Annotated in this window: 23 protein-coding genes and 4 tRNA genes; 20 read left to right on the top strand and 7 right to left on the bottom strand. The window is 63.1% G+C overall.

Annotated features, from left to right (window positions below; genetic code table 11):
* Positions 1-2 precede the first annotated feature (2 nt).
* A complete protein-coding gene (gene fabF, locus LSQ66_RS12330; RefSeq protein ID WP_231765502.1) occupies positions 3-1,247 on the top strand; it encodes a beta-ketoacyl-ACP synthase II in 1,245 nt (414 codons plus the stop codon).
* A 126-nt stretch (positions 1,248-1,373) separates the two neighbouring features.
* Here the strand turns inward: fabF and LSQ66_RS12325 are convergent, their stop codons facing one another.
* On the bottom strand, positions 1,374-2,318 hold the full coding sequence (locus tag LSQ66_RS12325; protein WP_231765501.1) for an IS110 family RNA-guided transposase: 945 nt from the start codon (positions 2,316-2,318) through the stop codon (positions 1,374-1,376).
* Between the two features lie 245 nt (positions 2,319-2,563).
* On the opposite strand from LSQ66_RS12325, the gene LSQ66_RS12320 reads away from it, so the two are divergent.
* From LSQ66_RS12320 to LSQ66_RS12230, 19 genes are all read left to right on the top strand, one after another.
* Positions 2,564-2,971 carry a protein YgfX gene (locus tag LSQ66_RS12320; RefSeq protein WP_231765500.1) on the top strand — a complete coding sequence of 136 codons (408 nt, stop codon included), beginning with the start codon at positions 2,564-2,566 and terminating at the stop codon, positions 2,969-2,971.
* 87 nt (positions 2,972-3,058) lie between these two features.
* On the top strand, positions 3,059-3,658 hold the full coding sequence (gene rpoE / locus LSQ66_RS12315) for an RNA polymerase sigma factor RpoE (RefSeq protein WP_231765499.1): 600 nt from the start codon (positions 3,059-3,061) through the stop codon (positions 3,656-3,658).
* A 54-nt stretch (positions 3,659-3,712) separates the two neighbouring features.
* On the top strand, positions 3,713-3,997 hold the full coding sequence (locus tag LSQ66_RS12310) for a sigma-E factor negative regulatory protein (protein WP_231765498.1): 285 nt from the start codon (positions 3,713-3,715) through the stop codon (positions 3,995-3,997).
* A 172-nt stretch (positions 3,998-4,169) separates the two neighbouring features.
* The gene (locus LSQ66_RS12305) at positions 4,170-5,612 is read left to right on the top strand and encodes a DegQ family serine endoprotease (protein ID WP_231765497.1); all 1,443 of its coding nucleotides are present in this window, start codon (positions 4,170-4,172) and stop codon (positions 5,610-5,612) included.
* A 41-nt stretch (positions 5,613-5,653) separates the two neighbouring features.
* A complete protein-coding gene (locus tag LSQ66_RS12300) occupies positions 5,654-5,899 on the top strand; it encodes a glutaredoxin family protein (protein ID WP_231765496.1) in 246 nt (81 codons plus the stop codon).
* A gap of 137 nt (positions 5,900-6,036) precedes the next feature.
* The gene (gene lepA, locus LSQ66_RS12295; RefSeq protein ID WP_231765495.1) at positions 6,037-7,830 is read left to right on the top strand and encodes a translation elongation factor 4; all 1,794 of its coding nucleotides are present in this window, start codon (positions 6,037-6,039) and stop codon (positions 7,828-7,830) included.
* On the top strand, positions 7,827-8,750 hold the full coding sequence (gene lepB / locus LSQ66_RS12290; protein WP_231765494.1) for a signal peptidase I: 924 nt from the start codon (positions 7,827-7,829) through the stop codon (positions 8,748-8,750). Before lepA ends, lepB begins: the two co-directional genes overlap by 4 nt.
* A gap of 21 nt (positions 8,751-8,771) precedes the next feature.
* Positions 8,772-9,155 carry a DUF4845 domain-containing protein gene (locus LSQ66_RS12285; RefSeq protein WP_231765493.1) on the top strand — a complete coding sequence of 128 codons (384 nt, stop codon included), beginning with the start codon at positions 8,772-8,774 and terminating at the stop codon, positions 9,153-9,155.
* A gap of 12 nt (positions 9,156-9,167) precedes the next feature.
* On the top strand, positions 9,168-9,956 hold the full coding sequence (gene rnc / locus LSQ66_RS12280) for a ribonuclease III (RefSeq protein WP_231765492.1): 789 nt from the start codon (positions 9,168-9,170) through the stop codon (positions 9,954-9,956).
* Positions 9,957-9,969: 13 nt separating this feature from the next.
* A complete protein-coding gene (gene era, locus LSQ66_RS12275; RefSeq protein ID WP_231765491.1) occupies positions 9,970-10,872 on the top strand; it encodes a GTPase Era in 903 nt (300 codons plus the stop codon).
* A 3-nt stretch (positions 10,873-10,875) separates the two neighbouring features.
* A complete protein-coding gene (gene recO, locus LSQ66_RS12270; RefSeq protein ID WP_231765490.1) occupies positions 10,876-11,703 on the top strand; it encodes a DNA repair protein RecO in 828 nt (275 codons plus the stop codon).
* Between the two features lie 7 nt (positions 11,704-11,710).
* Positions 11,711-12,469 (top strand): pyridoxine 5'-phosphate synthase, encoded by a 759-nt coding sequence (gene pdxJ, locus LSQ66_RS12265; RefSeq protein WP_231765489.1) that lies wholly within the window; start codon positions 11,711-11,713, stop codon positions 12,467-12,469.
* Positions 12,466-12,864, top strand: coding sequence for a holo-ACP synthase (acpS, locus tag LSQ66_RS12260; RefSeq protein ID WP_231765488.1), 399 nt, complete (start codon positions 12,466-12,468; stop codon positions 12,862-12,864). Before pdxJ ends, acpS begins: the two co-directional genes overlap by 4 nt.
* On the top strand, positions 12,857-14,710 hold the full coding sequence (uvrC, locus tag LSQ66_RS12255) for an excinuclease ABC subunit UvrC (protein ID WP_231765487.1): 1,854 nt from the start codon (positions 12,857-12,859) through the stop codon (positions 14,708-14,710). The genes acpS and uvrC overlap by 8 nt, the downstream gene beginning before the upstream one ends.
* A gap of 71 nt (positions 14,711-14,781) precedes the next feature.
* The gene (pgsA, locus tag LSQ66_RS12250; RefSeq protein WP_231765486.1) at positions 14,782-15,366 is read left to right on the top strand and encodes a CDP-diacylglycerol--glycerol-3-phosphate 3-phosphatidyltransferase; all 585 of its coding nucleotides are present in this window, start codon (positions 14,782-14,784) and stop codon (positions 15,364-15,366) included.
* Between the two features lie 71 nt (positions 15,367-15,437).
* A tRNA-Gly gene (locus tag LSQ66_RS12245) sits at positions 15,438-15,513 on the top strand.
* Between the two features lie 61 nt (positions 15,514-15,574).
* Positions 15,575-15,650, top strand: a tRNA-Gly gene (locus LSQ66_RS12240).
* A 36-nt stretch (positions 15,651-15,686) separates the two neighbouring features.
* Positions 15,687-15,762 (top strand) — tRNA-Gly (locus LSQ66_RS12235).
* A gap of 48 nt (positions 15,763-15,810) precedes the next feature.
* Positions 15,811-15,884, top strand: a tRNA-Cys gene (locus LSQ66_RS12230).
* Positions 15,885-15,967: 83 nt separating this feature from the next.
* Here the strand turns inward: LSQ66_RS12230 and LSQ66_RS12225 are convergent.
* The 6 genes from LSQ66_RS12225 to LSQ66_RS12200 all read right to left on the bottom strand — a co-directional run bounded on the left by LSQ66_RS12225 (position 15,968) and on the right by LSQ66_RS12200 (position 21,658).
* A complete protein-coding gene (locus tag LSQ66_RS12225; protein ID WP_231765485.1) occupies positions 15,968-16,426 on the bottom strand; it encodes a (2Fe-2S)-binding protein in 459 nt (152 codons plus the stop codon).
* Entirely contained in the window at positions 16,423-16,887 is a 465-nt protein-coding gene (locus LSQ66_RS12220) for a GNAT family N-acetyltransferase (protein WP_231765484.1), read from the bottom strand. The genes LSQ66_RS12225 and LSQ66_RS12220 overlap by 4 nt, the downstream gene beginning before the upstream one ends.
* The gene (locus tag LSQ66_RS12215; protein ID WP_231765483.1) at positions 16,884-17,435 is read right to left on the bottom strand and encodes a dihydrofolate reductase family protein; all 552 of its coding nucleotides are present in this window, start codon (positions 17,433-17,435) and stop codon (positions 16,884-16,886) included. Before LSQ66_RS12215 ends, LSQ66_RS12220 begins: the two co-directional genes overlap by 4 nt.
* Positions 17,436-17,543: 108 nt before the next feature.
* Complete coding sequence (locus tag LSQ66_RS12210) at positions 17,544-18,593, bottom strand: alpha/beta hydrolase (RefSeq protein ID WP_231765482.1); 1,050 nt, start codon at positions 18,591-18,593, stop codon at positions 17,544-17,546.
* Between the two features lie 3 nt (positions 18,594-18,596).
* Positions 18,597-20,795, bottom strand: a complete 2,199-nt coding sequence (locus LSQ66_RS12205) for a xanthine dehydrogenase family protein molybdopterin-binding subunit (RefSeq protein WP_231765481.1) — start codon at positions 20,793-20,795, stop codon at positions 18,597-18,599.
* Positions 20,792-21,658, bottom strand: coding sequence for a helix-turn-helix domain-containing protein (locus tag LSQ66_RS12200; RefSeq protein ID WP_231765480.1), 867 nt, complete (start codon positions 21,656-21,658; stop codon positions 20,792-20,794). Before LSQ66_RS12200 ends, LSQ66_RS12205 begins: the two co-directional genes overlap by 4 nt.
* Positions 21,659-21,732 lie beyond the last annotated feature (74 nt).

Here is a 21,732-nt window from a genome sequence, read left to right as displayed (position 1 = left end):
GCTTGAGTTCCAAAAACCGTCGTGTAGTGGTAACCGGCCTCGGCTGCGTTTCCCCGGTCGGCAATACGATTGCCGAAGCGTGGAGCGCAATTACCGAGGGTAAGTCCGGTATCGCTAACATCACCAAGTTTGATGCAGCGCCGTTCTCGACCCGCTTTGCAGGCGAGGTCAAGGGCTTCAACGTCGAGGACTACCTCGACGCCAAGGAAGCCCGCCACATGGATACCTTTATCCACTATGGCATGGCAGCAGGCATTCAGGCGATCCAGGATTCCGGTCTGGTCGTCACCGAAGAGAACGCCGACCGCATCGGCGTGATCATCGGCTCCGGCATCGGCGGCCTGCCGATGATCGAAGAGCAGAAGGAAGACTACGACAAGCGCGGTCCGCGCCGTATCTCCCCGTTCTTCGTCCCGGCCTCGATCATTAACATGATCTCCGGCAACCTCTCGATCAAGTACGGCATGCGCGGTCCCAACCTGGCGATCGTGACGGCCTGCACCACCGGCCTGCACAGCATCGGCGCGGCGGCCCGCCTGATCGAGTACGGCGATGCCGACATCATGGTTGCCGGCGGCGCGGAATCGACCGTGTCGCCGCTGGGTCTGGGCGGTTTCGCCTCGGCCCGCGCCCTGTCCACCCGCAACGACGACCCCGCGACCGCGTCCCGCCCCTGGGACCAGGACCGCGACGGCTTCGTGCTGGGCGAAGGCGCCGGCGTCATGGTGCTGGAAGAATACGAACACGCGAAGGCGCGCGGCGCCAAGATCTACGCCGAGCTGCTCGGCTTCGGCATGAGCGCGGACGCTTACCACATGACCTCGCCGCTCGAAGACGGCAGCGGCGGCAGCAAGTCGGCCGTGGCGGCGATCCGCAACGCGGGCATCAACCCCGACCAGGTCAACTATGTGAACGCGCACGGCACCTCGACGCCCCTGGGCGACGTGGCCGAAGTGGTGGGCATCAAGCGCACCTTCGGCGAGCACGCGAAGAACATGGTGGTGTCCTCCACCAAGTCCATGACCGGCCACCTGCTGGGCGGCGCGGGCGGCCTGGAGTCGGTGTTTACCGTGCTGGCGATCCACCACCAGGTGGTGCCGCCGACCATCAACATCTTCAACCAGGACCCTGCCTGCGATCTGGATTTCTGCGCCAACACCGCGCGCAATATGCAGATCAACTATGCCGTGAAGAACTCCTTCGGCTTCGGCGGCACCAACGGCAGCCTGGTCTTCGGCAAGATCTGAAGATAGTGCAGGGGACAGACCCCGCACGGGGTCTGTCCCCGGTAACCTGGTCCGCCACCGAACATAGTCAGCTAACTGTGTTCGGTAGCGGACTCGGCTCTCGGGGACAGCAACTGTCTTGATTAATTAATCGAGGGTTGCTGCCCACCTCTCGTTGTTATGCAACATGGCGTTCATGGTGACGAGCAGCTTGCGCATGCAAGCCACGATGGCTACTTTCTTGAGTTTTCCTGCCGCGAGCAGCCGGGCGTAGGCGCTTTTGAGGACGGGATTGTGTCGGATGGCGACCAAGGTGGCCATGTAGAGGACCGCCCGTACCGATGCCCTGCCACCCCAAATTCTTCGCTTCCCCCGCATCTTGCCGCTGTCACGGCTGTATGGGCAGACGCCAACCAGCGCACCGATTTCGCGCCGATTGAGCGTGCCAAGCTCGGGTAACTGCGCCAGCAGGGTTGCGACGGTGATGGAGCCTACGCCGGGGATGGAGAGCAGGTCGGCTTTAGCGTGCCATAGCGGACTTTCCTTGATAGCCCGCCCCAGATCACCATTGGTGCCCTTGATACGCTGCTCGAGCCATTCAATATGCTCATTGATCTCTTTTGCAATGAGAGCGGTCGCCTGCAGCTTTCGGTTCTTCTCAGCTGTGAGCATATCGACCAACTGGCGTCTTCGAGTCAGAACGTCCTCCAGATGGCGTAGCTCACCGTCTTTAATTGGACGCAGTGCCGGTTTGACCGCTTGCCCGAAGCGGGCCAGAACAATGGCATCGACCTGGTCAGTTTTCGCAAGCACGCCAATGGCCTTGGCGAAATCCCTGGCCTGTTTGGGATTGATGACCGCCACTGGCAACCCCGCAGTTGCCAGTACGCTGACCAATTCCATTTCGAGACCGCCGCTCGCCTCCACCACGATCCATCGCGGCTGTAGCTGCAACAACCTGGCTTTCAGGTTCTGATGACCACCCGCGTCATTGGGGAACTGCGCCCGATGTGACAGCGGAAGACTATCGACGTCCAGACTCTTCTTGCTGACATCGATCCCGACGTACAACCCATCGTCTGCGTTCTGCATGATTCTTTCTCCCATTCTTACTGATCCGGGGTTCGCCCCCTGACAACTGTTCGGGCTACAAAGAATCGAGCATGCCGTCATTGGCTGTCCCACGGGATTTGCTCCCACAGACCTATCAGACTGGCATGCCCGCAGACATAATTTAGCGTATGTTGAAGATATAAGACCCCCCGAGGTCTGTCCCCTCTGTCCCCGGAATTTTCCTCCTCCACTGAACTTTTTCCCACCACCGCACTCATACCGGAGTGAGCGGTGCGATTGCCCTATCCCTTGTCATCCGTGCTTCGCCCAGGCTGCGGCTGCTGCGGGCCGGTTTTGGCCTGACGCTGGCGGCGGGCGGGCTGGTGCAGCTGCCGTCCTGGCCCGGCGGCGTGCTGCTGGCCTGCGCGCTGACCACGCTTCTTGCGTTGTGCCGGCCTGTCAAGCCGGTAGGCATTGATATTTCTGGTGTCGGGCGAATCCGGCTGACGGTATACCAGCAGCAAGGCGTGGCGGTGCGCCTGCTGCCCGGCTCGACATTCTGGCCCTGGCTGATGCTGCTGCGCCTGGAGGGCGGGCGCATCCGCTGGCTGCTGGTGCTGCCGGACAGCGTGGCGCCGGACGGTTTTCGCCGGCTGGCGCTGGCGTTGCGGGCGATAGCCGCACGCGGCTGAAAAAAAGGCCGCCGAACCCTGAACTTATTGCAGCGGACAAACTCTATAACAAGAAGCGTCCTGCCGCAGCCCACCGAGGATATTGGTGTGACGACAGACCGTGAGGGCGATCAATTGCTGGTCGAGCGAGTCCAGGCAGGCGAGAGGCAGGCCTTCGACTTGCTGGTTTCGAAGTATCAGCGGCGGCTGATGCGGCTGGTGTCGCGCATCGTGCACGACCCGGCGGAGGCGGAAGACGTGGTGCAGGAAACCTTCATCAAGGCTTTCCGCGCGCTGCGCCACTTCCGGGGCGATTCGGCGTTCTATACCTGGCTGTACCGGATCGGCATCAACACCGCGAAGAACTTCCTGGTGAACCAGGGACGGCGCCCGCCCACCTCGACCGAGGCGGACCTGGAGGCGGCGGCCCAGGGGGAGGGCGAGCCGCTGCGCGACATCAATACGCCGGAATCGGTATTGGCCAGCAAGCAGATTGCGGCCACCGTGAACGAGGCGATGGACGCGCTGCCGCTCGATTTGCGGACCGCCATTGTGCTGCGCGAGATCGAAGGCCTGAGCTATGAGGAGATTTCCGCCATCATGGGCTGCCCCATCGGCACGGTGCGCAGCCGGATTTTCCGGGCGCGGGAAGTGATTGCGGAAAAATTACGTCCTTTATTGGATATGCCGGTTGACAAGCGCTGGTAACAGGCTTAAAACTAAGGATCAGTTTGCTGTAATTTCTGGTAAAGATCTCTGGCGATGAACAGCTCCAAACACCTGCAAGAGAACATCTCGGCCATGCTGGACGGCGAACTGCCGGACAGCGAAGTCGAGCTGACGCTCGCCGCCCTGGCCCTGCCGGAAGGACAGGATGCCTGGCACACCTACCAGCTGATCGGCGACCTGCTGCGCGCCGACCAGCCGGGATCGGAGCTGAGCAAGGACTTCCACGCCCGCTTGAATGCCCGCCTGGCCCAGGAGGAGGCCCCCGCCGCCGCCCCCGAGGCCGCCCCCTTGAAGCGCGCCGCCCCCGCCGCAACATAAACGCTACAAATTCCCTCTTGAAATTCCCAATGGCTTGCAACATCTTGTGTGTGCTGCAACGCCCGAATTCGCTTACCATGGTGAGGCTTCGCGCGTGCGCCAAGCGACCCCTGACTCATTGATGAACCTACTATTTCATATGAAAACTCAATTTTCTGCTGGTAGTAAAACGATGTCGGCGCTGCTGATCAGCGCGGGAGTACTGTTCGCGCCTGCCCTCATGGGCGCCGCCCCGGCGGCCGTGGCCGCTCCGGCCGTGGCCGGCCTGCCGGATTTCGCGGACATCGTGGACCGTGTCAGCCCCGCCGTGGTGAACATCCGCACCACGGAACGCCTGAAGATGCGCGACATGCCGGACGAAGACGAAATGCAGGAGTTCTTCCGCCGCTTCTTCGGCGGCCAGATGCCGCGCGGCCAGGCGCCCCGCAACAACCGCCGCCAGGCCCCGCAGCAGGAGCAGGAAGTGCAACGCGGCGTGGGTTCGGGCTTCATCATTTCGGCGGACGGCTACGTGCTGACCAACGCCCACGTGGTGGCGGGGGCCGATGAAGTCTATGTCACCCTGACCGACAAGCGGGAGTTCAAGGCCAAGGTGCTGGGTTCGGACGTGAGCACGGACGTGGCCGTGCTGAAGATTGACGGCGCCAGGCTGCCCGTACTGACCATCGGCGACTCCAGCAAGATCCGTCCGGGCGAATGGGTGCTGGCGATCGGCTCGCCCTTCAACCTCGAAAGCACCGTCACGGCGGGCATTATCTCGGCCAAGGCGCGCGACACGGGGGAATACCTGCCCCTCATCCAGAGCGACGTGGCGGTCAACCCCGGCAACTCCGGCGGTCCGCTGCTGAACATGCGCGGCGAGGTCATCGGCATCAATTCCCAGATCGCCACCCTGTCCGGCGGTTATAACGGCATTTCCTTCGCCGTGCCGATCGACGAGGCCATGCGGGTGGCCGACCAGCTGAAGAAATCGGGCAAGGTGACCCGCGGCCGCATCGGCATTTCGCTGAGCGAAGTGAGCCGCGAGGTGGCGGACGCCCTGGGCCTGAAAGGCGCGCGCGGCGCCGAAGTGGCCATGGTGGAAGAGGGTGGTCCGGCAGCCAAGGCCGGCCTGAAGCCCGGCGACATCATCGTGAAGTTCGGCGGCGCCGAGATCGCGCGCTCCACCGACCTGCCTCGCCTGGTGGGCAATACCGCGCCCAATACCAAGACCTCCGTCACCGTGTGGCGCGAAGGCGCCATGGTGGATCTGCCGATTACCGTGGCCGAGCGCGAATCCGACCAGCCCACCAAGGGCAAGCCGGGCGAGCGCAGCAAGCCGAAGGCCGAGGGCCCGTCCAATGCCCTGGGCTTCAAGGTGAGCGACCTCACGGCCGCCCAGAGGAAGGAGCTGGGCGTGACAGGCGGCGTGATGGTGGACGCGGCGGAAGGCCGTGCCGCGGGCGCGGGCCTGCGTCCTGGCGACGTGCTGCTGCAGCTGAACAGCACGGCCATCGTGAGCGCGGCGCAGTTCAACGCCATGGTGAGCAAGCTCGATCCCGCCAAGCCTGCCGTGGTGCTGGTGCGGCGCGGCGAAGCGGCATCCCATATCGTGATCCGCCCGGCGGCCAAGTAAGACCTGAAGGCGGCGGAGGCCTCTCCGCCGCCCCCCAACGCATGCAATTTACCCTCTACTCGCGCAGCTACTGCCACCTCTGCCAGGACATGCTGGACGCCCTGAATGCCCTGCAGACTCCCGAAAAGCCCTTCACCGTGCAGGTGATCGACGTCGATGAAGACCCGAAGCTGGTGGAGCGCTTCGACGAGCTCGTTCCCGTGCTGTTCGCCAGCCTCGACCAGCCCGAGATTTGCCACTATTTCCTGGACGAAAATAAGGTACGTGCCATTTTGGCATCTTTGTGAGGGGAATACGTCAGAATTCCGGCTTTCCCCTCTGAAATCCGGTAAAATGCGAAGGGTTTTCCTTTGCTTCTCGCGGTCCAAAGGCGCTCATGAGCGCTTTTTTTGTATAGCTGCCGTCATACCGGTTTTGAATTTTAATGAAGAACATACGCAATTTTTCCATCATCGCCCACATCGACCATGGCAAATCCACGCTGGCTGACCGCATCATCCAGCTGTGCGGCGGCCTGTCCGAGCGCGAGATGGAAGCGCAGGTGCTCGATTCGATGGATCTGGAGCGCGAGCGCGGCATCACCATCAAGGCCCAGACGGCAGCGCTGCAGTACAAGGCCCGCGACGGCCAGACCTACAACCTGAACCTGATCGACACCCCCGGCCACGTGGACTTCTCCTATGAGGTGAGCCGCTCCCTGTCCGCCTGCGAAGGCGCGCTGCTGGTGGTGGACGCCTCCCAGGGCGTGGAAGCCCAGACCGTGGCCAACTGCTATACCGCGCTGGACCTGGGCGTGGAAGTGGTGCCGGTCCTGAACAAGATCGACCTGCCGAACGCCGATCCGCCCACCGCCATCGCCGAGATCGAGGACGTGATCGGCATCGAGGCGGGCGACGCCGTGCACTGCTCGGCCAAGACCGGCCTGGGCGTGGACGAGGTGCTGGAAGCCATCATCGCCAAGGTGCCGCCGCCCAAGGGCGACCCGGAAGCGCCCCTGCAGGCCCTCATCATCGACTCCTGGTACGACGCCTACGTGGGCGTGGTGATGCTGGTGCGCGTGGTGAACGGCACCATGCGCCCGAAAGAGAAGATCCGCCTCATGGCCACGGACTCCGTGCAACTGGTGGAAGACATCGGCATCTTCTCGCCCCGTTCCGTTTCCCTGCCCGAGCTGAGCGCGGGCCAGGTGGGCTTCGTCATTGCGGGCATCAAGGAACTGAAGGTGGCCCGCGTGGGCGACACCATCACCACCGCCGCCAAGCCTGCCGAAGCGCCGCTGCCCGGCTTCAAGGAAGTGCAGCCGCAGGTGTTCGCGGGCCTGTTCCCGGTGGAAGCGAACCAGTACGACGCCCTGCGCGACTCGCTGGAGAAGCTGAAGCTGAACGACGCGGCCCTGATGTTCGAGCCGGAAGTATCCCAGGCCCTGGGCTTCGGCTTCCGCTGCGGCTTCCTCGGCCTGCTGCACATGGAGATCGTGCAGGAGCGCCTGGAGCGCGAGTTCGACATGGATCTCATCACCACGGCGCCGACCGTGGTGTACGAAGTGGAGCAGCGCGACGGCACCATCCTGAACGTGGACAACCCGTCCCGCATGCCGGACCCCTCCCGCATCACGGAGGTGCGCGAGCCCATCGTTACCGTGAACCTCTACATGCCGCAGGAGTATGTGGGTTCCGTCATCACCCTCTGTATCGCCAAGCGCGGCATCCAGCTGGACATGAGCTACCACGGCCGCCAGGTGAAGCTGGTGTACGAGATGCCGATGGCCGAGATCGTGCTGGACTTCTTCGACAAGCTGAAGTCCACCTCGCGCGGCTACGCCTCCATGGACTACGAGTTCAAGGAGTACCGCGCCGCCGACGTGGTGAAAGTGGACATGCTGATCAACAGCGAGAAGGTGGATGCGCTGGCCATCATCGTGCACCGCGCCAATGCGCCTTACCGCGGCCGCGCCGTGGCGGCGAAGATGCGCGAGCTGATTCCGCGCCAGATGTTCGACGTGGCCATCCAGGCCGCCATCGGCTCCAATATCATCTCGCGTGAAAACGTGAAGGCGATGCGCAAGAACGTGCTGGCCAAGTGCTACGGCGGCGACATCACCCGTAAGAAGAAACTGCTGGAGAAGCAGAAGGCCGGCAAGAAGCGCATGAAGCAGGTGGGTTCGGTCGAGATCCCACAAGAAGCATTCCTGGCAATCCTACAAGTGGAAGAGAAATGAGCCTCCAAGGTATCCTGAGCAACTTCGCCCTGATCCTGTTCGTGCTGATGGTGATCACGGGCGTGATCTGGTGTCTCGACGTCTTCTATTTGGCCAAGAAGCGCCGCATCGCCGCCAACAAGGCCCTGGCCGAGTACGACGCGCGCACCGCCAAGCTGACGGCGGACGGCATCAAGGTGGAACAGAACGGCGCCCGCGCCCAGATCGAACATGCCCTGCTGCGCCAGCCTACCTGGATCGAGTACTCGGGCAGCTTCTTCCCCGTGATTGCGCTCGTGTTCTTCCTGCGCTCCTTCCTCTACGAGCCCTTCAAGATTCCTTCGTCCTCGATGGTGCCGACCCTGCTGGTGGGCGACCTGATCCTGGTGAACAAGTTCACCTACGGCATCCGCCTGCCCATCATCAACGAGAAGATCGTGCAGATCAACGACCCCCAGCGCGGCGACGTAATGGTGTTCAAGTTCCCGCGCGACATGAGCCAGGACTACATCAAGCGCGTCATCGGTGTTCCCGGTGATAAAATTGTGTATGAAAACAAGCGCTTAACGGTGAACGGCAAGCCGCTGGACTACAAGCCCCTGGACGATTACCTGGAAGAGGGCAGTGAAAGCCTTACCTACAAGAAACAATTTGCGGAGAACCTGACGGGCATCGAACACCGCATCCTGAACGACGACCGCGCGCCCGCCTTTATCCGCGCCAACGTCAAGGACTTTCCGCACAGCGAAAACTGCAGCTACACCTACGAAGGCTTCACGTGCGTCGTTCCGCCAGGCAATTACTTTATGATGGGCGACAACCGCGACAATAGCGAAGACAGCCGCTTCTGGGGCTTCGTGCCGGACAAGAATATCGTCGGCAAGGCGGTCGCAGTCTGGATGAACCTGAGCAACCCGCGCCGCATTGGCGGGATCCACTGACAACAACGAGCGGAGAACGGGATGGTAGCAATCGACAAGCAGCGCGGCATTTCCCTGGTGAGCCTGATCCTGGTGCTGGCAATTCTCGGTTTCGTGGGCCTGATTGCGGCCCAGGTCTTCCCGACCTATACCGAATACCGCTCGGTGCAGTCGGCGGTGGAAAAGGCCAAGACGGCCGGCAGCACCCCGGCCGAGATCAAGGCTTCCTTCGACAAGAGCGCGGAAGTCAACTACATCACCTCGATCAAGGGTAGCGACCTCATCATTACCCGCGAAGAGAGCGGAATGGAAGTGAGCTACGCCTACGACAAGAAAGTGCACCTGTTCGGCCCGGCCAGCCTGCTGCTGGAATATAAAGGCACCACCTCGAAGAACGGCATGCCCGCAACGGCGCCCGCGCAGTAAGTTTGGGACACGATGAATTTACAGTTATTGCAGACTCGGCTAGGCCACACGTTCCAGGATGCTGGTTTGTTACAGCAGGCCCTGACGCACCGCAGCCATAGCAGCCTGCATAACGAACGCCTCGAATTCCTCGGCGACTCCATCCTCAACTGCGTAGTGGCCTCCATCCTTTACGAGCGCTACAACGCCATCGACGAAGGCGACCTGTCGCGCTTGCGCGCCAACCTGGTCAAGCAGCAGTCCCTGTACGAAATCGCCCAGAAGCTGGAGCTCTCGCAGTTCCTGCGCCTGGGCGAGGGCGAGCTGAAGTCGGGCGGCTTCCGCCGTCCCTCCATCCTCGCCGATACCCTGGAAGCCCTGCTGGGCGCCATCTTCCTCGACTCAGGCTTCGATGCCGCGGCCAAGGTGATTCGCGCGTTCTACATTCCGATCCTGGACACGGTGGACCCGCGCACCCTGGGCAAGGACGCCAAAACCCTGCTGCAGGAATTCCTGCAGTCGAAGAAGATCTCCCTGCCGCTGTACAACGTGGTGGCCACCCATGGCGCCGCGCACAGCCAGGAGTTCGAGATCGAATGCCTGGTGCCCAAGCTGGGCATCCAGGTCTACGGCCGGGGCGGCAGCCGCCGCGCGGGCGAACAGGCCGCCGCCAAGCTGGCCCTGGAAGTGGCCGAGCAGGCCCTGCAAAAAACGCCGGCTGCGGCGCGCAAGGCGCGTCCCCGGGCTGCGCAACTGAAACTGGCAGGCATCGCCACCGTCCAGAGCGACGAACCGGCGGACAGCAAAGCCGCCACCAAATAAATCGAGATCGAGTATGACTAGCGTTCCCACTCCCGCCGGATTCCGCTGCGGATACATTGCCATCGTCGGCCGTCCCAACGTGGGCAAATCGACGCTGATGAACGCCCTGATCGGCGCCAAGGTCAGCATCACCTCGCGCAAGGCGCAGACCACGCGCCACCGCATCACCGGCATCCAGACCGTGAGCGACGCCCAGTTCATCTACGTCGACACGCCCGGCTTCCAAACGCGCCACTCGAACGCCCTGAACAAGACGCTGAACAAGACGGTGACGAACACGCTGGATTCCTCCGACGTGATTCTCTACCTGGTGGAAGCGGGCACCTTCGGTCCAGCGGACCAGCAGGTGATCGACCTGCTGCCGAAGAACGTGCCGGTGATCCTCGTCATCAACAAATCCGACCGGGCCAAGGACAAGGCGGTGCTGCTGCCCTTCGCGCAGCAGGTGGCATCCAAATTCGACTTCGCGGCCGTGGTGCCGGTGTCGGCCAAGCTGCGCTTCCAGCTGGACGGCCTGCAGAACGAGATCAAGCGCTTCCTGCCGGAGAACGAGCCGATCTTCGGCGAAGACGACATCACCGACCGCAGCGAAAAGTTCCTCGCATCGGAAATCGTGCGCGAAAAGCTGTTCCGCTTCGTGGGCGACGAGCTGCCATACACGAGCACGGTGCTGATCGAAAAATTCGAGCAGGAAGGCAACTTGCGCCGCATTTTTGCGGCTATCCTCGTCGAGCGCGACGGGCACAAGTCCATGATCATCGGGAACAAGGGCGCGCGGCTGAAGGAAGTGTCCACGCAGGCGCGGCTGGACATGGAAAAGCTGTTCGGCGGCCCCGTGTACCTCGAGATCTGGGTCAAGGTCAAATCCGGCTGGGCCGACAACGAAGCCGGCCTGCGCGCCTACGGTTACGAATAAAGCATGTCCTCCGCTGTGACTGCCGAGGCCGTGTCCACGTTGGGGTCAGACCCCAATGACGGGTACGGCCATCCGGCGGGCTCGGCTGTACGCAAGCGGACAGCGCCGCGCACGGTCGGCATCCGCGTCAGCGGCCAGCCAGCCTTTGTCCTGCATAGCTATCCCTACAAGGAAACGAGCCTGATCGTCGAGCTGCTGACGCGCGACTTCGGGCGGGTAGCACTGATCGCCAAGGGCGCGAAGCGTCCCCATTCCCAGCTGCGCGGCGTGCTGCAAACCTTCCAGCCCCTGTCCGTGAGCTGGACCGGCAAGAACGAGCTGCGCACCCTCACGGATGCCGACTGGGTCGGCGGCATGCTCCCCCTTGAAAAGACGGCCCTCCTGTGCGGCTTCTACCTCAATGAGCTGATGGTGAAGCTGCTGGCGCGAGACGACGCCCACCCCGCCTTGTTCGATCACTATGTATCGACCCTGAACCAGCTGGCGCACGCGGAACCGGCGCCCATCGTCTTGCGCAAGTTCGAAACGGCCTTACTTAAGGAGACTGGCGTTGCGGCAGATCTCACCCGCTGCACCGCCACGCGCACGAAAGTGCTGGTCGATGTACAGTATGTGGTGGAGCCGGAGCGCGGCCCCCGTCCCGAACGCGACGACGACGATTTCGTCCCTCGCGTATCGGGCAAGACGCTGCTGGACATGGAACGCGAGGATTATCAGGACGCCATCACGCAAGCCCAATCCAAGCAGCTGATGCGCTTCCTGCTCGCGCACCACCTCGGCGGCGCGCCCTTGAACACGCGCCAGATTCTGATCGACCTGATGCAACTCTAAAAACACAATGAGCTTTCTTCAACCATCCGGCCCGGTGATCGACCTGGGCGTGAACATCGACCACGTCGCCACCCTGCGCAATGCGCGCGGCACGAGCTACCCCGATCCACTCCGCGCCGCGCTGCTGGCCGAGCAGGCGGGCGCCGACTGCATCACCCTGCACCTGCGCGAAGACCGCCGCCACATCAAGGATGCCGACGTGATCGCGATGGCGCCCCAGCTCATCACCCGCATGAACCTGGAAGCCGCGGTGACCCAGGAGATGATTGACTTCGCCTGCCGCATCAAGCCTGCCGACGTATGCCTGGTGCCGGAAAAGCGCACGGAGATCACCACCGAAGGCGGCCTCGATGTGGTGCGCTTCCACAAGGAAGTGGCGGCCGCCGTGAAGCAGCTGCAGGGCGAGGGCATCCGCGTCAGCCTGTTCATCGATGCCGATGAAACCCAGATCGCGGCCGCCGCGGATGTCGGCGCGCCCGTGATCGAGCTGCACACGGGCGCCTACGCCGACGCGGAAGGCGAAGAACAGCTGAAGGAACTGGAACGCATCAAGGCCGGTGTGCGCTGGGGCGTGCAGAAGGGCCTGAAGGTCAACGCCGGCCACGGCCTGCACTACACGAACGTGCAGGCGATTGCCGCCATTCCCGAGATCGCAGAACTGAACATCGGCCACGCCATCGTGGCCCATGCCGTGTTCGCGGGCTGGGAGAATGCCGTGCGCGAGATGAAGGCGATCATGGTATCGACCCGCCTGGGAGCAAAATGATCTACGGCGTCGGCACGGACGTTTGCAAGATTCCGCGCATCGAGGCCGCGCTGCAGCGCCACGGCGTGCGGTTCGCGCAGCGCGTGCTCGGCCCGGAGGAGCTGGAAGAGTATCACCACCGCAGTGCGCGCCACGCGGTACGCGGCGTGCGTTATGTGGCGACGCGCTTCGCCGCCAAGGAGGCTTTCTCCAAGGCCCTGGGCCTCGGGCTGACGGCGCCCATGACCTGGCAAACGGCGCAGATGCTGAACGCCCCCAGCGGCAAGCCCATGATGGTGTGCAGCGGGCCGCTCGAGCAATTCATGCAGCAGAACCGGCTGACGGCGCAGGTGTCCGTCAGCGATGAAGACGATGTGGCGGTCGCATTCGTGATCGTTGAGAAGGCAGATGACTGAACAGATTCAAGACCCGCGCGAACAGGTGCTGGCGACCGTCGCCAAGCTGCCCAACCTGCCGGGCGTGTACCGGTATTTCGACGCGGAGGACAAGGTTCTCTACGTAGGCAAGGCGCGCGACCTGAAGAAGCGCGTGTCCAGCTACTTCCAGAAGAACCTTTCGAGCCCGCGCATTGCGATGATGGTGGAACGCATCGCGCGCCTCGAAACCACGGTCACGCACAGCGAGGCGGAAGCGCTGATCCTCGAAAATAACCTGATCAAGACGCTGCAGCCGCGCTTCAACATCCTCTTCCGCGACGACAAGTCCTACCCCTACCTGAAGCTCACGGGCGACGAGGTGCCGCGCATGGTCTACTACCGCGGCTCGGTGGACAAGAAGAACCAGTATTTCGGACCTTTCCCCTCCGCCTGGGCGGTGAAGGAATCCATGCAGATCCTGCAGAAGGTGTTCATGCTGCGCACCTGCGAGGACAGCGTCTACCAGAACCGCACGCGCCCCTGCCTGCTGCACCAGATCGGCCGCTGCAGCGCGCCCTGCGTGGGCGCCATCACGGCCGAGGACTACCGCGTGGACGTCAACAACGCCGCGCGCTTCCTGCGCGGGCGTCAGACCGAGGTGATGGAAGAACTCGAAAAGAAGATGCACAGCTACGCGGCCGACCTCAAGTTCGAGCAGGCGGCGGGCGTGCGCAACCAGATCCAGTCCCTGTCCAAGGTGCTGCACCAGCAGAGCATGGAGACCTCGGGCGATGCCGATGTGGACGTGATCGCCGTGGTGGTGCAGGGCGGCCGCGCCTGCGTCAACCTGGCCATGGTGCGCGGCGGCCGCCACCTGGGCGACCGCGCCTACTTCCCCACCCATGTGATGGACGCGGAAGCCGTGGCCGAACGCCCCATCGAAGTGGAAGTGCTGGCCGCCTTCCTGGTGCAGCACTACACGGAGAAGTACATTCCGGGCTGCCTGATCCTGAACATCGAGTTCGACCAGCCGGAGCTGATGATCGCGCTGCAGGAGCAGTGCGGCCACCGCATCAACCTCATCTTCCAGCCCCAGGGCCAGCGGCGCCAGTGGCTGGAACTGGCGCAGAAGGGCGCCGAGATCTCGCTGGCGCGCCTGCTGTCCGAGCAGGGCTCCCAGCAGTCGCGCACGAGGGCGCTGGTGGATGCCCTGGGCATCGAATGCGAAGACCTGGACGCGCTGCGCGTGGAGTGCTTCGACATCAGCCACACCCAGGGCGAGGCGACCCAGGCCTCCTGCGTGGTCTTCCACCACCACCAGATGCAGAACAGCGAATACCGCCGCTACAACATCAACGACATCACCCCGGGCGACGACTACGCCGCCATGCGCCAGGTGCTCACGCGCCGCTACGAAAAGGTGGCCAACAGCGACGGGGTGATGCCGGACGTGGTGCTGATCGACGGCGGCAAGGGCCAGATCGAAATGGCGCGCCAGGTCTTCGTGGAACTGGGCCTGGACATCAGCCTGATCGTGGGCGTGGCGAAGGGGGAGGGCAGGCGTGTAGGCCTGGAAACCCTGATGTTCGTGGACGGCCGCGCGCCCCAGGAGCTGGGCAAGGAATCGGCCGCCCTGATGCTGGTGGCCATGATCCGCGACGAAGCCCACCGCTTCGCCATCACCGGCATGCGCGCCAAGCGCGCCAAGGCCCGCCAGACCTCGCGTTTGGAGGAGATCGAAGGAATTGGCGCCAAAAGGCGGCAGAAGCTCCTGGCCCGCTTTGGCGGCCTGCGCGGGGTCGCCAACGCCAGCGTGGAGGATTTGATGTCCGTTGAAGGCATTTCGAGCACGTTGGCCGAAGAAATATACCGGCAGCTGCATTAAAGTTGTCGTGCCCGTCAGTAATACGGGTTAGACTAGCGGCGCGTGATAACTATTCTTACCGCCGCTGTCTTATGCCTTTTAACATTCCGATCCTGCTGACCTGGCTGCGCGTCGCGCTCATTCCGCTGGTCGTAGGCGTGTTCTACCTGCCCCCCGCCTGGCTCCCCCTGGAAGACCGCAACCTGGCCGCGACACTGGTCTTCATCGTGGCCGCCATCACCGACTGGTTCGACGGCTTCCTGGCACGCCGCTGGAACCAGACTTCGGCCTTCGGCGCCTTCCTCGACCCCGTGGCGGACAAGCTGATGGTGGCAGGGGCATTGCTGGTGCTGGTGCAGCTGGACCGCTGCAACGCCATCCTCGCCTTCATCATCATCGGCCGCGAAATCACCATCTCCGCCCTGCGCGAATGGATGGCGCAGATTGGGGCCTCCAAGTCCGTGGCGGTGAACTCCATCGGCAAGATCAAGACGGCGGCCCAGATGACGGCCATTCCGGCCCTGCTGTACTACGACGTGCTGCTGGGCGCTATCGACACCCGCTTCTGGGGCGAGAAGCTGCTGTGGCTGGCAAGCGTGCTGACGGTCTGGTCCATGCTCTACTACCTGCGCAAAGCCTGGCCCCTGATCAAGGAACGCTCCGGCGTTCTGGATTGACGAAACATTACTCTTGACAGGCCAGCCCCATGCTCTATAATGCTGGCCTGTTGTTGATGACGACAAGCAAAGCGGGAGTAGCTCAGTTGGTAGAGCGCAACCTTGCCAAGGTTGAGGTCGAGAGTTCGAGACTCTTCTCCCGCTCCAAATTGGCGTCAATATTCGCTGGAAATGTATTAATGTTTCTGCGATAATGCGGTTCCTGTACGCGGGAGTAGCTCAGTTGGTAGAGCGCAACCTTGCCAAGGTTGAGGTCGAGAGTTCGAGACTCTTCTCCCGCTCCAGATAACTCTGGGGCCGTACAAGCAGCAAAACTCCATGCGGGAGTAGCTCAGTTGGTAGAGCGCAACCTTGCCAAGGTTGAGGTCGAGAGTTCGAGACTCTTCTCCCGCTCCAGAATACAGAACAGACGCGGCGCTGGCCGCGTTTTTTCTTCCCCTCCAAGGCGGGGTAGCAAAGTGGTTATGCAGCGGCCTGCAAAGCCGTGTACGCCGGTTCGATTCCGGCCCTCGCCTCCAAAGAAATCAAGCATTTATAAGTGAGATGACCGGGATTTCCCGGTCATTTCACTTTGCTGCCCGCTTGCCGCCCAAACGGCCGCTCAGGCCAGGGATTGGGCGGCGTCCTTGATGGCCGCCCGGATGCGCTGGTAGGTGCCGCAACGGCAGATATTTCCGCTCATCGCAGCGTCGATATCCGCATCCGTGGGATGCTTCTTCGTGCGCAGCAGTGCTGCGGCGCTCATCACCTGTCCGCTCTGGCAGTATCCACACTGCGGTACGTCATGGCGCACCCACGCGTCCTGCACCGCCTTGCCGATGTGGTCATTCTCCATCGCCTCGATAGTGAGGATCTTCTGTCCAGCGGCAGTGGAGATGGACGTAATACAGGAACGGACCGGTTCACCGTTCAAATGCACTGTGCAGGCGCCGCACATCGCTGCGCCACAGCCAAACTTGGTGCCAGTAAGGTCCAGGTTATCGCGCAAAGCCCACAAAACAGGTGTGGACGGCGCGGCGTCAACTTGAATGTCGCGCCCATTGATGTTCAAGGTGATCATGTGCTGTTCCTATACTGGGTGCCAACAATGGAAAAGCCTTTTTCCTCATCGAACATGACAGCGGTGGCGAGGTTGCTCACCACGTAATTGAACTGCATGGCTAGAGAACCGTCACAAGAAGCATGGCCAATGCTGTGCGCAACCAGCGAATGTCCGATGCCCAGGCCCTTGCCATGCGGGCTGACGAGGTACGTGGCGCTGGCGAAATGCCATCCAGTGCCCGGATAGTTTGCGCCGAGCTTGTACATGCCCAGCACCTCGCCTTCCCGAACAGCCACGTAGGACGCTTGCGATCCGAACCAATGCGATCGAAAAGTCTCCTTGTCGAAACCAGCGAAAAATGGCGGGGCATCGCCATCGGCCCTAATGGTCTGGACCACGGCCCACATGGAGTCGAGGTCGCCGGCTTCTGCCGCCCGGATGCACATGTTCATGAAGCCCGTGCTTTCGCGCGCGCTCATGCGCCGGGTTCGGAAGCTGCCCGATGGTAGGTGAGCGCCACCACGCCCGACGAAAACATCGTCGAGCCGGCCAGCTTGAGCTTGGCCTGCTGTCCGGGCTTGAACAGGCGCTTGCCCGTGCCGAGGATGGTCGGATACACCAGCAAGGAATACTGGTCCACCAGATCGTGCCGCATGAGTGATTGCGCCAGCGCCGCGCTGCCGTGCACCACGATGTCCTTCCCTTCATCCTGCTTAAGTTGCGCCATCGCGTCAGGCAGCGCTTGCCCCAGCAAGCTGGCGCTTTGCCAATGCACGGCATCGAGCGTGGACGATGCGACATACTTCGGGAGACTGTTCATGCGATCGGCGAAAGCACCGCTGCGTGTGGGCCACGCGGCGGCAAAGGCCTCGTAAGTGTTGCGGCCAAGTAGCAGAGCACCAGTGGCGGCAAGCTCTGCGTTCTTGAAATTTTCGATCTCGTCATTCCAGTAGGGGAAAGACCATTTCTCGGGCGATTCGATGACACCGTCCAGCGACATGAATTCAGTGACGACCACTTTGCGCATTGATGCTCCTCTGCAGTAAAAGATTATGTTGAAGCGAAGCAGATGCTAGGCTTGCAGCACAAAGGGGGCAATGACGTCGCACATCAATTTGAGCGCAGGTGCAGGGTCTTATTCGTCGAGGAAGCGTACGACTGCCGCCAGCAGCTCGCTGCGGCCCCGCTCGTCGCGGTCCAGATGCGCAAAGTGGGTGGCATCAGGGAGCATCAGCGCACGTGCCGCTGCCGCATGCGCCGCATCGTGCAGGAAAGCGGCAAGGTCTTCGGGCCGGCTCCAGAAGTCGTGGCCCGATCGAATCAGCAGTACACGGGCTGTGATGGATGAAGCATCGTACAGGCGGCGTCCGCAGGCTTGGTAAAAGCTGTCTTCCAGGGCGCCGCTGGGCGCACGGAACTGGCCCGGGTGCGCACGGCCATAGCCCGGATCGCTGTCGGCAACGGCACGCGTAAGCGCGTCGGCAATGGCGGGGTCGCGCCACAGGTCCTTGTCGGCAGTTGGAATAGAGCGCTCCCACACGGCGCGCAGCGACGCCGCCTCGTTCGCGGTCCATGCGCCGATGTCCGGATTGAAGCGTTCAGGATTTTTCGGATCGCTGAGCGGAGAGCCTGCGCCGAATCGAGGATGCGGCACATTGGCGCCATACAGCGCATTCAAGGTGACAAGATGCCCGATCCGTTCCGGGTGCAGCGCGGCGTAGGCGCCCGCCCAGAGGCCGCCCGTGGCCCAGCCGAACAGGGACACGCGGCCGGCCGAGGTGCGCTCGCGCGCGAAGGCCACGACGGCGCCGATGTCGCGCACGACTTCATAGCTGCGCGCCACAGATGGCTGGCCCTGCGCGGGCTTCTCCATGCCGGGCGGCCGGTCCGAGGCGCCGTAGCCGCGGGCATCCATGACAAAGACCACGCGATGGCTGCGCTCAGCCAGGTCGCGCGCCAGCGAACCCCGTGCGACCGGCAGGTCGAAACTCGCCAGGCCCGGCGCGCGCGCCCCGTGGATGAGGATGACCGGCTCTCCCACGGCAGGGCCGGCTGGACGGATTTCCCGCACGAAGATGCGTACGCCGTCGGCCGTGGGCACATGGGAGTCGGCCACGGTTTGTGCTGCGGCGCCGGCCGCGGCGAGGGCGAGCGCCACGAGGCAGCCCAGCAGAGCGGTACGCACGGTTCAAGCCTCCTTCAGATAGAATGGCAGCGAGCGCAGCCGTTTGCCGGTCAGGCGCGCGATGGCGTTGGCATAGGCAGGCGCCAGCGGCGGAAAGCCGGGTTCACCCATCCCTGTCGGCGCATCGGCGGAAGGGACGATATGCACCTCCACATGGGGCATGTCGGGCATGCGCGCCACGGTATAGGCATGGAAATTGTCCTGCTCGACGATGCCGTTCCTGAGGGTGATGGCTGCACCCGGCAAGGTCGTGCCGACTGCCATCAGGACGGAACCTTGCACCTGGGCCTCGATCGACATGGGATTGACCGCCAGGTTGCAATGGACCGCTGCCGTGGCGCGATGCAAACGCGGCACGCCGTCCTGCACGGAGGCTTCCACCACGTATACCACGATGGAATCGAACGCTTCGTGCATGGCCACGCCCCAGGCATGCCCATTCGGCAGCGTCCTTTTTCCGTAGCCGGACTTGGCGACGGCGAGGTCGAGCGCTGCGTGATGGCGGAGCTTGTCCGGTGGGATAAGCTGCCTGCGGTACGCAACAGGATCGATGCCGGCCAGCTGCGCCGCTTCGTCGATCAGCGTCTCCATGACAAAGGCGGTGTGCGTCGAGCCGACCGAGCGCCACCACAGCACCGGCACATTGGCCTGCACGATGTGGGTTGTCAGGTTGATCGGCAGCTCGTACGGCCGCCCCATGCCTTCGACCATAGTGCCATCGACTCCGCCCTGCACGAACTTTTCATACTGCGTCCCCATCAGGATGGACTGGCCGGCGATGACGTGGTCCCAGGCGACGATGCGTCCATCGGCATTGAGCCCGATCTCGGCCCGGTGCAGGTGGGCCGGCCGGTAGTAGCCGCCATGCAGGTCGTCTTCGCGGCTCCAGATGACTTTCAGCGGTCCTGACTGTCCGGAAGCGCGCCAGGCCTTCGCCACCTGGACGGCCTCGACAATGTAGTCCGATGAGGGCACCGCGCGGCGCCCGAAACCACCGCCTGCCATCATGGTGTGGAATGTCACCCGCGCAGGATCGAGTCCCAGGACCTGCGCCGCATGGTTCTGGTCGATGGTCTGGTACTGGCTTCCCGCCCAGATTTCGCAGTGGTCGGGCCCGAGGTCCACCACACAGTTGAGCGGCTCCATCGGCGCGTGCGCAAGATAGGGGAAGGTATAGACCGCGGAGATGCGTTTCGATGCCTGGGCGAGCGGCCGGATGTCGGCACTCATGGCGGCCCCGCCCGGTTGCCCGGATACGGCGGCCAGGCGTGCGAACAACTGCGCCGTGTCGACCTTTTCGACGCCCGCCGTGTCCCACTGGACATCCAGGGCATCGCGGCCCTGCTTGGCGGGCCAGTAGCCGTCGGCGATCACAGCCAGTCCGTTTCCGCCGCGGTCAGTCGGGACTGGCAGCACGGCGCGCACGCCTTTGACAGCCAGGGCCTTCGCCGCATCGAAGCGCGCCACCTTGCCGCCAAAGACGGGCGGACGTGCGACCACGGCCACCTTGCTGCCGGCTGGCTTGAAATCCATTCCGTACACCTGGCGCCCACTGGACTTGGCGCGGGCGTCGAGGCGGCGCGTGGGCTGGCCGATCAGCTTGAACTCTGAAGGGTCTTTGAGCGCGACCTGCTCGGGTACCGGCAGGCGCATGGCAGCCTCGGCAAGTGAGCCGTAGCTGGCTTTCTGGCCCGCCGGCCCGAACACCATGCTGCGCGCCGTGCGGCATTGTCCGGGCTTGACGTTCCATCGTTGCGCGGCGGCCGCCAGCAGCATCGCGCGGGCGCGGGCGCCGATTTCCCGGTACTGGGCGAAGGAGCGCTTGATCGAGCCGGAGCCGCCTGTCATCTGGTGTCCGCGTACCGGATCCTTGTACACGTCGGCTGCGGGAGCGAGTTCGGAGCGTACCAGGGACCAGTCCGCGTCCAGTTCTTCGGCAATGACCATAGGCAGGCCCGTGGCAATGCCCTGTCCCAGTTCCGCCCGGTTGACCGCCACCGTGACGGTGTTGTCCGGTGCAATGTGGATAAACGCATTGGGTGTGTAGATGGCATTGGCTTCGGCGGCTTGCGCTGTCCGTGGCGAACCGGGCCCAAACCAGCCCAGCACCAGTCCGCCGCCCAGCACAGCGCTGGCCTTGAAGAAGGACCTGCGCGACAGGCCGTCACGCGCACCGCTGCTCCGCACGTTCCATTCGATCATGGCTGGCTCCCGCTGGCCAGGCATAGTGCCGGCCCGGGCCGCTGCCCCGCTGCGATGGCATCTGGCTCGCCCTGCGCCAGTTCGCGGCAGAAGCGCGCCGTGTCCTCGTCCATCGGAAAGCAGGATTCGATATGCAATTCTTCGGCAGTGATATCGCGCGGCGTGCCGAAGGTCGTAATGGTTGAGAAGAACTGCAGTGTGACGCCCCGGTGCCGGAATACCGTGTTCAGCAGCGGGGCGGGGGGAGTATCGAGGTCGCGGCAGCGCCAGCGGTCGGGGATATCGGGGAATGCCAGTATCTCATCCAACAGGGCGCGCGCCCTGGTATCGGTCGGGGAGTTCGACACCAATGCATGCAGATGTCCGATCAACGTGCTGGCGACATCATCCCAGTTGACGATTGCCCCGCGGACGTCGTCCGGATCAAAGGCCGACAGCAGCATATTGGTGTGCTTCTCGGGGCGTCCGTCGCGCAGGAAATTGCAGATGTTGAAGGCTCCCCGCGTGGCGGCGAGCACGTCCCAGTGCCGGTTCATGAGGAAGGCCGGGTAAGGCTCCTGCTGGTCGAGGATGAACTGGATGGCCCGGTTGATCTGCTCCATCCTCGGGCTATCGAGACTGGTTTCAGGAAATTTCGGCGCGTAGCCCCCGGCGCGCAGCAGTGCATTGCGTTCCCGGAGCGGCATGTCGAGCACATCGGCCAGCCGCATCAGCAGATTGCGGCTTGCCTGGGCTTTTCCGGTCTCGATGCAACTGAGGTGGCGTGCGGAAGTGTCCGACTCCAGGGCGAGATCGAGTTGACTGTAACGGCGCGCGGCGCGCCACTCACGCAACAGATGTCCGACTGCTGCAGGCGTATTCAAGAGAGCTGGCATGCAAGGATACTACCTGCAAACGCAAGTTGGAAGCCATGACCTGAAAGGTCAAGAAACGATTA

It is taken from the genome of Massilia endophytica (assembly GCF_021165955.1).
Lineage (GTDB): Bacteria > Pseudomonadota > Gammaproteobacteria > Burkholderiales > Burkholderiaceae_D > Rugamonas > Rugamonas endophytica.
The sequence above is the reverse complement of the archived record's forward strand: the minus strand, read 5'-3'. Positions and strand labels throughout refer to the sequence as shown.